General features: G+C 48.0%; 7 protein-coding genes and 1 other annotated feature. Of the genes, 2 read left to right on the forward strand and 5 right to left on the reverse strand.

The window, feature by feature from the left end; all coding sequences use genetic code 11:
- Positions 1 to 62: 62 nt before the first annotated feature.
- Complete coding sequence (locus P9687_RS15900; protein WP_035188427.1) at positions 63 to 1934, reverse strand: sensor domain-containing diguanylate cyclase; 1872 nt, start codon at positions 1932 to 1934, stop codon at positions 63 to 65.
- 499 nt (positions 1935 to 2433) lie between these two features.
- Here P9687_RS15900 and rpsD point away from each other — a divergent pair, with 499 nt between their 5' ends.
- Positions 2434 to 3036: a 30S ribosomal protein S4 gene (rpsD, locus tag P9687_RS15905; RefSeq protein WP_013859951.1), complete on the forward strand. Its 603-nt coding sequence runs from the start codon at positions 2434 to 2436 to the stop codon at positions 3034 to 3036.
- A gap of 625 nt (positions 3037 to 3661) precedes the next feature.
- Here the strand turns inward: rpsD and P9687_RS15910 are convergent.
- Together P9687_RS15910 and pruA are read right to left on the reverse strand one after the other, a co-directional pair.
- The gene (locus tag P9687_RS15910; RefSeq protein ID WP_017554570.1) at positions 3662 to 4657 is read right to left on the reverse strand and encodes a proline dehydrogenase family protein; all 996 of its coding nucleotides are present in this window, start codon (positions 4655 to 4657) and stop codon (positions 3662 to 3664) included.
- A gap of 16 nt (positions 4658 to 4673) precedes the next feature.
- A complete protein-coding gene (pruA, locus tag P9687_RS15915; protein ID WP_014097717.1) occupies positions 4674 to 6221 on the reverse strand; it encodes an L-glutamate gamma-semialdehyde dehydrogenase in 1548 nt (515 codons plus the stop codon).
- A gap of 181 nt (positions 6222 to 6402) precedes the next feature.
- On the opposite strand from pruA, the gene P9687_RS15920 reads away from it, so the two are divergent.
- On the forward strand, positions 6403 to 7776 hold the full coding sequence (locus P9687_RS15920; RefSeq protein WP_014097716.1) for a sigma-54 interaction domain-containing protein: 1374 nt from the start codon (positions 6403 to 6405) through the stop codon (positions 7774 to 7776).
- 100 nt (positions 7777 to 7876) lie between these two features.
- On the opposite strand, the gene tyrS is transcribed toward P9687_RS15920, so the two are convergent.
- Positions 7877 to 9136 (reverse strand): tyrosine--tRNA ligase, encoded by a 1260-nt coding sequence (gene tyrS, locus P9687_RS15925; RefSeq protein WP_026104603.1) that lies wholly within the window; start codon positions 9134 to 9136, stop codon positions 7877 to 7879.
- A 140-nt stretch (positions 9137 to 9276) separates the two neighbouring features.
- Positions 9277 to 9475, reverse strand: a binding site (T-box leader).
- 213 nt (positions 9476 to 9688) lie between these two features.
- A complete protein-coding gene (gene fdhD / locus P9687_RS15930) occupies positions 9689 to 10498 on the reverse strand; it encodes a formate dehydrogenase accessory sulfurtransferase FdhD (RefSeq protein WP_014097714.1) in 810 nt (269 codons plus the stop codon).
- Positions 10499 to 10564: the final 66 nt, after the last annotated feature.

Genomic DNA, 10564 nt, shown 5'->3' on the forward strand with positions numbered 1-10564 from the left:
TGCCGGATCCGGCAAGGGGGGTTTTAAAGGCGGCTGACAAAAGAAATCAGCTGCAGTGCGCCCTAATTGGTTTTCATTTCCATATCGCTGATGACAACCTGGTTTTTCCCGAGGCTTTTCGCATGGTACAATCCGGCGTCCGCCCTGTTAAAGAGGGACTCCACCGTTTCATTCATCTCTTTATTCCAGTACGACACCCCGCAGGAAATGGTAACCGGAGGATTTGTATTTTTCCGAACAGCCGCAAGCACCCTTTTGGCGACCTGCACCCCTGTTTGAAGCGGCACGCCGGGAAGATAAATCGCCATTTCCTCTCCGCCCCATCTTGCTCCGATATCGGTTGAACGAATGTTTTCTTTGATCAGCTTTGCAACCTGGATCAAAATTTCATCCCCGGTTTGATGGCCGTATGTATCATTGACTTTTTTAAAGTCATCAATATCGAGCAAAATCAGCGTGCCCTGCTCATCTTCACCGATAGAAGTTTCCATCCGGCTGTTCAAGTAATTTTTGGCAAACAGCTGGGTGAGATGATCGGTAATCACCATTTTTTCAAGCCGCTCGCGAAGCATGGAGTTGGTTAAGGCCATGCCCGACTGATAAATAAGCGACTGAAAAAGTTTGAACCTGTCGAAAGAAAAATGGTAAGGCGCTTCATGAAGAACAAGGCAAAACCCCTTTAAATCATCTTCCTGGATAATCGGGACAGCCATCAGCGAAGAAAAACGATAGTTCCTGCCGGGAAAGCGCCGGTTTAAATTGCTGATAAACAGGGATTCTTTCGTTTCGGCAAAAGAACGGTTTGCAAATTCAAGATAACGGGCGCCTTCCTTTTCTTCAAAAATGGGGCTGCTGCCTTCAAGCAGGTCAATTTTCCCATTCTCCATCATCACGAACCCGATTGCCTGGGTATCAAATGAACTGGAGATCTGTTTCATTAAAAAATCGATGGTTTCTTTTAAATTCGCGCTTTTATTTAACTGGCGGGAAACCGAATTGATCAGGCGGAGTTCTTCAATGGACTGCATCGACTGCTGGTACAGCTTGGCATTTTCAAGCGCACTTCCCGCCGTATTGGCCAGCAGGCTGATAAATTCCAAATCGCTGCGGTTAAATTCATAGTTGGCAAAAGTGATGACCTGCAGCACGCCATACACGCCCTGCTTTCCCCTTAGTGGCGCATAAAGCATCGTTTCGTTTGTCTGCCATACCGTGGCAAGGTGGACCTGGCCGTTTACATATGATTCGAGCGCCATTTCGTCGACCGCATCATATTGCAGCGACTTGATCGGCAAATCAAGATTGTGGTGGTAATCGTCCGACAGCATTAAGGTGTAGTCAAAAACCGGGTACAGCCTTTTCAGCGTGTAAATGATTTCTGCAAGGATCGTATCCGTATCCATGGAAGAATGGAATTTTCCCGTCACTTGGAATAATTCGATGTAACGCTTTCTGTCGGCTTCGACAACAGACAACTCATACTTCAGCTGCAGGAAGTTCCGGCTTTCCCTGACAAACGCCTGCAAATCCGCGTCAGACAGCTCCCCGAACAGCCTGTTTGGAATGGAAAGAAGCAGGCAGCCGTCCTCCATGTTTTTTTCCGGAATAAAAAAGGCAATGTTAAACTGTTTTAAATAAGGATCCTTTTTCAGTTTCCCATTTGTGACAACCTGGGAGGCTGTTTTTAAAGCTTTGATTTTTCCGGAGGGCACGACGAGTTCGACGTCATGCCGGAAAGGATTATAAAAGCTGCATATTTTGTAGAACTTCGTGTTTTCGCTGTCCGGCTTATAATATACGATATGATCGGCGCTGAGCACATCCGCCACGACCGCCACCCAGTCATCCAGGCTGCTTGCTGCCTCAAGATTCATTAAATCCAGTAAACGGGACTTATAATATAGGATTAAATGATTTTCTTTCTTTTTTTCCATTTCCTAATCACCCTGACCCTGTTTCCGTATAAAACCGAAAAAAAGCACTAAAAAGTGTGAACCTTGAAAATGAAGAATTTTAAAACAAAAAACCGCACGGGAGACGTAAAAATGTAAAAACCGGTCAAATTAATACCATTATAATGCAAAAGTACTATAAATGTACAGCCCGCCTGACCGATATACAGTATGTGTTGTATCTTAAGTCCTGTTATGAACCCGGCAAAACCGGTATGTAAAATTTTTTTGGCATGGCATCCCGATTTGCATTTGTTGTTGACTTTTTTTCTCTGAAAACATATAATCAACGTTGTGTAAAATAATGCAGCCTTATTGGACGGCTTTGTGTTTGTATTTTGTTCCTTGCCTGAATGCAAGGTGTATCGTGTAACCCTCTGCTGCTGGGGCGATGGTACATGAAAACAAAATACGCATGAAGAAGTGTCCATGATATCTGTTTTTATTTTACAACAAAATAAAAACAAAGGAGGAGTCTTTCATGGCTCGTTATACAGGTCCAAGCTGGAAATTGTCCCGCCGTCTCGGGATTTCTTTAAGCGGTACCGGAAAAGAATTGGAGAAGCGCCCTTATGCACCCGGGCAGCACGGCCCGAATCAGCGCAGAAAATTGTCTGAATACGGCTTGCAATTGCAGGAAAAACAAAAGCTTCGCCATATGTACGGCTTAAATGAACGCCAATTCCATAACACTTTCTTGAAAGCCGGCAAAATGCAAGGGAAACATGGTGAAAACTTCATGGTGCTTTTGGAATCACGCCTTGACAACCTTGTTTACCGTCTGGGTTTGGCCCGCACACGCCGCCAGGCACGCCAGCTCGTAAACCATGGGCATATTCTCGTTGACGGCAAACGCGTCGATATCCCGTCTTACCGTGTAGAACCGGGGCAAACGATCGGCGTGCGCGAAAAATCCCGCAACTTGGATGTCATCAAAGAAGCGATCGAAACGACAACTTTTGTGCCGGATTACCTTTCTTTTGATGCAGACAAGCTTGAAGGGACTTACAGCCGCCTCCCTGAACGCTCGGAACTGCCGGCTGAAATTAACGAATCGTTAATCGTCGAGTTCTACTCAAGGTAATGTGTAAAACCCCGAAACCGCTGTGGTTCCGGGGTTTTTTATATTCTGAAGGTAACCGGTTGTTCAGCAAGCCATCCCGGCAACCAAGTTAAACATGAGATACAGTCTGGCCATGCCAACGCCAAAGAGAATAGCAAAGCAGCGTCCCTCAGCCTTGACCAAATCATGATGACCGAGGCATCAAAAGACGAACAGCAAAGTATAATGGGAAGCAACACAAATATCGTACGAACGTATTTAAAAATCGGCCGTGTCATGGTCATAGCCCTCCCTATAAATGTTTTGTGTGCGCACCACGGCTTTCGCTTTCGGAATCCCCGCGGCGGGCTTCATGGTTCATTTTTCTTTTTCAATATTCAGATTCATTGTATAGAAAAAATTTCCCAAAAGTCCACATCATTTATTCGACAAATTGCGGGACGGTTAGAAGGATGGACCCCTTAACCGGACGGGAAAATGAGCAGAGATGGGTCTGTGCCATTGGTTTCCGCTGTTGCGGCACGATTTGCTGATAGCTTGCCCATGCCGGGTTAGGCACGGCGCGGCCGGGATAGAAATACAAATCAACAAAATGAAATAGAAAAGGCCGCCCGGGGCACGGTTGCTTTGCGGAGCGGCCTTTTTCTTACCTCTTCCTTTTGCGTCGCCACAGCATGAAAAGCGAAGCGGTCAGGGCAGCGGTGAGAAGCGGTTCTTTTTTCAATTTATTATCTTTTGTATACAGTGCATCCTTTACAATAAGGTTCACATTTTGCGGGCGTTCGGCAAGGCGCCGCATATAATAGCCGAACCAGTCATTTCCGAACGGCATGTACGTCGTGAAATGGTATTTTTTCGCCAGTTCATACTGCATCTCCTGGCGAAATCCGTACAGCATCTGAAACTCAAACCGGCTGTGTGGGATTTGGTTTTCTTCAATAAATGCTTCCAGTTCGCGAATGATGTGGTGGTCATGGGTGGCAATGGACGTATATGCCTCGCCGAGCAGCCGTTTTTTTACAAGCTTTACATAGTTCCGGTCAATTTCCGCTTTTGACTGAAAAGCGGCTGTCTCGCTTTCTTTGTAAGCGCCCTTTACAATCCTGAGCCGGACATCCTTCAGTTCATCCATAACCGCTTCGGCGTTGCGCAAATACGCCTGGATGACTGTCCCGACATTTTGGTACGTTTCAAGCAGGGTTTTCAACACCTCTATTGTAGCATGAAAATGGGTATAATCTTCCATGTCAATATTGATGAAAATCCCGTATTCCGCTGCACGCGCCAAAATGTCTTCCATATTTTGCAGGCAAAACGTGCGGTCAATATCCAGCCCGAGCTGGGTCAGTTTCACCGAGATATGGCAGTCCAGGTTCTCCTCATGGATCCTGTCCAGCATTTGCAGGATGCGCTGTTTCGCCGATGCCGCTTCCGATTTTTCCGATACGAATTCGCCCAGATTGTCAACGGTGCAGCTGATTCCGCGGGCATTCATTTCCCGGATGGTCCGGGTGACGGAATCAATATCCGTCCCCGCAACAAATTTTTCAGCACCGAACCGAAAACCCCATTTTTGCGCACTTTTATTTAAAAACCTGCTGTTTGAAAGGCCGATGAAAAAATCCCTCGTCAAATTTGCCATATCGCCTTTCCTCCCGTTAAAACATTTCCGATACAGACTTTGCTTCCATAAACAGCTTCAAATAATCCGGGCCGCCCGCTTTCGAATCGGTACCGGACATTTTAAAACCGCCGAACGGCTGGTAACCGACAACGGCCGCCGTGCATCCCCGGTTAAAATACAGGTTGCCGACATGGAATTCGTACCGGGCGCGTTCCAAATGCTCCCTGTTTTTCGAAATGACGGCGCCTGTCAGCCCGTATTCCGTATTATTGGCAATTTCAAGCAGTTCGTCAAAATCTTTTCCTTTCGCAAAAGCGACAACCGGCCCGAAAATTTCTTCCTGCATGATCCGTGCCTTTGGATTTACATCTTTAAAAATCGCCGGGTAAACGAAAAATCCTTTTTCACCATCCGTTTCCCCGCCAAAGACGAGTTTGCCCTCTTCTTTGCCGATTTCTATATAACTTTTAATCTTGTTAAACTGCTTTTCGTTAATGACAGCACCCATGTACACATTTTCTTCGGACGGGTCGCCGACGGTTACGTTTTTCGCAAGGGCGATCGCCTTTTCGAGCACTTCTTCATATACGTCTTCATGCACGACTGCCCGCGAGCAGGCTGAACATTTCTGGCCGGAAAAACCGAATGCCGACTGGACAATCGCATCTGCGGCGAGATCGAGATCCGCTTCTTTATCGACAATAATCGTATCTTTGCCGCCCATTTCAGCAACGACCCGTTTTAAAAAGTGCTGGTCCTTCTGCACTTTCGCAGCCCGTTCATAAATGCGCAGGCCCGTTGCTTTGGAACCCGTAAAGTTAATCCAATGGGCAGACGGATGATCCACCAGGTAATCGCCGATTTCTGCCGGATCGCCCGGCACAAACTGGAGCACGCCTTTCGGAACCCCCGCTTCTTCCAAAATTTCAACGAGTTTGTATGCAATAACAGGCGTGCTTTCCGAAGGCTTCAGCAGAACCGGGTTCCCGGCAACAAGCGGGGCAACCGTCGTGCCGCAAACAATGGCGAAAGCAAAATTCCACGGCGGAATGGTCACCCCCGGCCCCATCGGCTGATAAAAATAAGTGTTGTGCTCATTTTCACGCTGTTCCATTTCCTGCCCCTTTGCAAGCTCAAGCATCTGGCGGCCGTAGTATTCCAAAAAGTCGATTCCTTCCGCCGTATCCCCGTCCGCCTGGCTCCACGGCTTGCCGGCATCAAACACAAGCCACGCCGACAGCTCATGTTTGCGGCGGCGCGCAATCGCAGCGGCTTTGAACAGCACATTCGCCCGCGCTTCGGGTGCCATTTTCCGCCAGCTGCGAAATGCCTCATTGGCGCCTTCGAAAGCTTTGTCAACCAGTTCTTTCGATGCTTTCGAAACTTTCCCGACAACCTGTTCTTTATTCGCAGGATTGACGGATACGAGCTTATCCTCTGTAAAAATCCGTTCTCCGTTTATTACAAGCGGGTACTCCTTCCCGAGTTCCGCACGCACTTTTTCAAGTGCCGCTTGAAACGCCTGTACGTTTTCAGGCTGGTTAAAATCCGTTAATGGTTCATGTTTAAAAGGCAAGACCAATGAAAAAACCTCCTTCATCCTCGTTCTGGCTTAATACCATGCAAGAATCATGCCAACTTCCGGAACACCCCTGTTTCCCTATATCCGCAAAAAAATAAACCGTTTTCTATGTACAATATATTTACACAATTGTAAATCGAATGTACAATACCTTTACACGACAAAGGGGAGGAAGACGGAAATGGCAAATGAACTGTCTTATTTGCAGGCGGTATTATCGGCGGAAAATGATGCGATTACGATCGTAAACGAAAAAAAGGAAGTCATTTATTGGAATGATGCCGCCGTCCGGACCTACAATATTCCAAAAGAAATGATCTTAACCAAAAAAATTACCGATTTTTTTCGCGATGATGATTTAATGGTGCTCAAAGTGCTGCGGACAAAAGCCCGTATTACCGACCAATATCATCGGCCCCGCCCCGACAAGCATGTCGTCGTCAATGCGCGGCCCATTTTTGACAACCGCGGCAGGCTGATCGGCGCGGTATCCGTGGAACGCGATATCACCCAGATTGTTAGGCTGAACGACAATCTCGTCTCCACTTCCATAGAACTGAATGAACTGCGCCAAAAAATGTACACAAGCTATGAAGAAACGCCTTTTTCCAAATTAAAGGGGAAAAGCCGCGCGCTCCGGGATACGATCCAAATTGCGGCGAAAGCGGCGAAAACGGATGCCGTCACGCTTATTCTCGGCGAGTCCGGCACCGGGAAAGAAATATGCGCGCGCGCCATCCATGAAGCAAGCGCGCGGAAAAACGGCCCTTTTATTCCGGTGAACTGCGGCTCGATCCCTTCCGCCCTGTTTGAAAGCGAATTATTCGGCTATGAACCTGGCACGTTTACGGGTGCGGAGAAAAAAGGAAAAGCGGGAAAAATTGAAGAAGCGGACGGGGGTACGCTGTTTTTGGACGAAATCGGCGAACTGCCGCTAGATATGCAGGTGAAGCTGCTGCGCGTGCTGCAGGAAAAAGTGATTTACCGCATTGGCGACGCTTCGGGCAGGAAAATCAATGTCCGTTTTATTGCCGCCACCAACCAAGACATTGAAAAAATGATGAAAGAAAAGACATTCAGGTCGGACCTTTATTACCGGTTAAATGTTATTCAAATTACGATGCCGCCATTAAGGGTGCGCACAGACGATATTCCTGTCCTCGCCCGCTACTTTCTGAAACAATTTGCCGTCCAGTACAAGATGCCTGAACCGGAACTCGCCCCTGATGCCCTTTCTTTCCTGCAAGCGTATCATTGGCCAGGGAATGTCCGGGAGCTCCGGAATTTAATGGAACGGATGGTGATCCTATCAGAAAAGCCGTTTATTGACCGCGCCTCCCTTCTCCGCTTTTTCCAGGGAAATGAAACCCAACCGTCCGGAAGTGCCATCCCGGAAAGCGGCACTTTGCCTGTGGAAAAAGAAAATATGGAAAAACAGCTCATTGAAAAAGCATTGCGCAAAGCAGGCGGGAACAAATCCGCCGCAGCAAAAGAACTTGGCATTTCAAGGGTCACCCTGTATCAGAAGCTGAAAAAATTTGGAATTGGGAGCTGACTTCCCCCGCCGGGAAAAACGAAGAAGGGCAAGCCGCGATCGGAGCAATAAAAAAGGGATGCACATTTCAGGCATCTTCATTGTGCATCCCTTAATATCCTCAATGTTTAATTAAAAAGTATTTTTTCTTCCCTCTTCTAATAACGGTAAATTCGCCGCCGATTTTGTCCTTTTCCTGCAACACAAACCCGAGATCCGTTACGCGGTCACCGTTTACGTAAATGGCGCCGTTTTGGATATCTTCGCGTGCCTGGCGTTTTGACGGGGAGATTTTGGCGGCAACGAGCAACTCCACAAGCTGCTTTTGTTCTTCGCTTTCAAGCTGGAATGACGGAACATCTTTAAATCCCTGCTTCATTTCTTCAGCCGACAGTTTCTTCACATTGCCGCTGAACAATGCTTCCGTAATATTCAAAGCCTGCTGCAATGCTTCCTCCCCATGGATCAGTTTTGTCATTTCCGCGGCCAGCGCTTTTTGGGCTTTGCGGAGATGCGGTTCGGTTTCAACCGATTTTTCCAGCTCTTCGATTTCTTCTTTTGGCAAGAAGGTGAAGTACTTCAAGTATTTTACGACATCGAGGTCAGCCGTGTTGACCCAGAACTGGTAAAACTCATATGGCGATGTTTTCTCGGCATCGAGCCAGACTGCGCCGCTTTCTGTTTTCCCGAATTTTGTGCCGTCCGCTTTTGTGACAAGCGGAATGGTAAGCCCGAAAGCTTTTTCTCCTTCCGGTTCGAGCTTGCGGATCAGCTCAAGGCCGCTTGTAATATTGCCCCACTGGTCGCTTCCGCCGATTTGCAGGCGGCAGTTGTATTGTTTATACAAGTTAAAGTAATCGACGGCCTGGAGGATTGTATATGTAAATTCCGTAAACGAAATACCGGTTTCAAGCCGTGATGCGATCGTGTCTTTTGCAAGCATGTAGTTGATGCCGATATGCTTTCCGTAATCACGTAGGAAAGTAACAAGGTCCATCGAGCCGTGCCAGTCATAGTTATTGACCATGATGGCGGCTGACTCGCCGTCAAAATCGAAAAATCGTTCCAGCTGTTTTCTCAATGCTTCGCCGTTTTGCTTGACCTTTTCAACCGTTAACAGCTTTCTTTCTTCCTTCTTGCCGCTCGGGTCGCCAATCATGCCGGTTGCCCCGCCGAGCACGACAATCGGCCGGTGTCCCGCCTGCTGGAAGCGACGCAGCGTGAGGTACGGGAGAAGATGCCCGATATGCATGCTGTCGCCTGTCGGGTCAATCCCGCAATACAGGGTCACTTTCCGGTTTTGAAGCAACTCCGCGAGCCCTTCTTCGTCTGTCTGCTGGTAAACAATTCCCCGCCATTTTAAATCTTCGAGTAAATCCATTTCAAACCACTCCTTTTGTGCCATTTCAAATGCCGGCAGCATTCAGGTTCCAGCGCCCGGCTTATATCCGGCGATAATGGGCAGGAACCTGTTGCTGCCTTCTTTTTCCTGTAAAACAGAAAAACGCCCCTCCGCCAAAACGAAGGGACGATTGTATCGCGTTACCACCCAACTTGAGAATTGCTTCTCCACTCATTTGGATAACGGCTGGGGGCCGTCTGCCGTATCCGGCAAAAGCTCCGGGGTGTAATTCGCCGCCTGCCTGTACCGGTTCGCACCAACCACCGGCTCTCTTGTATGCAGCAACAGGAAGCTACTTGATCCTTTCGACGCTTCATTCATCAAATTGTAAGTTATTTTTACCATATACATTTTGAAATGTCAACCTTGCCAAGCAGGCTGCACCAGCGCTTTCTTCAAATTCGGTAATGCCCATTTTAACCTTTCCTCATCCGGCAAAGGCCCTGTTCCGTCCCGAAGCACGCCTTCCAGCGTGTCTTCCCGTTTTCTTCCAACCCAAACCGTGCCTTTCCGATCGTATACACCCGGCAATCACCGGGCATGGGCGGCAACACCGGCAATCCGTTCCGGGCAGGTGTAAATATTCATCGACCCACCGCGGATAAAGCCGATCGTGGTAATGCCGAGTTCTTCAGCGGATTCCAGGGCGAGTGTGGTGGGTGCCGATTTCGATAAAATCACCTCGCAGCCGATTTTGGCTGTCTTCAATAAAATTTCCGAGGAAATGCGCCCGCTGAATGCAAGGATTTTCCCTTTTGTGGAAACCTGATTTTTCAAACAATATCCGTAAATTTTATCAAGCGCGTTATGGCGGCCGATATCCATCCGGCTGACAAGGATCCCGCCGGCATCGCACAGCGCAGCATTATGGACGCCCCCTGTTTTTTTAAACACTTCGGCATTCTCCTGCAATGCTTCCATCAGCCGGAAACAATCATCAACTGTAATTCGGACGTGCACACCGTCCATTTTTTTCGCCGCCAGAGCATCATTGACAAAAACAAACGCCTGCCTGCTCATTCCACAGCAGGAGGTGATATAACGTTTATTTTGCAGCTGTTCGTAATAAGGATTAAGATGATCGGTCCGGACATGGACGAATCCTCCTTTTTCATCCGTCCAGATGTCGCGGATATCTTCATAGCGCCGGACAACCCTTTCCGACACAAGATAACCGACCGCCATGTCCTCGATATATTCAGGTGTGCACACCATCGTCACCCATTCCTGCCCATTCACTTTTAATGTCACCGGGAATTCCGTTGCGACTGTATCCAGCGCCCGTTCGAGCCGCCCGTTCTTGAAACGGAGAATTTCCCTCTGCGTGTCCACATTTTTCATGGGTTCAACAGCCCCCTGTCTATAATGTTTTATTTTAAAGGAATCAGAGTGAACTACCCTCCACTT

Origin of the sequence: Weizmannia sp. CD-2023, from assembly GCF_036225245.1 — a bacterium.
GTDB lineage: Bacteria > Bacillota > Bacilli > Bacillales > Bacillaceae_C > Weizmannia > Weizmannia faecalis.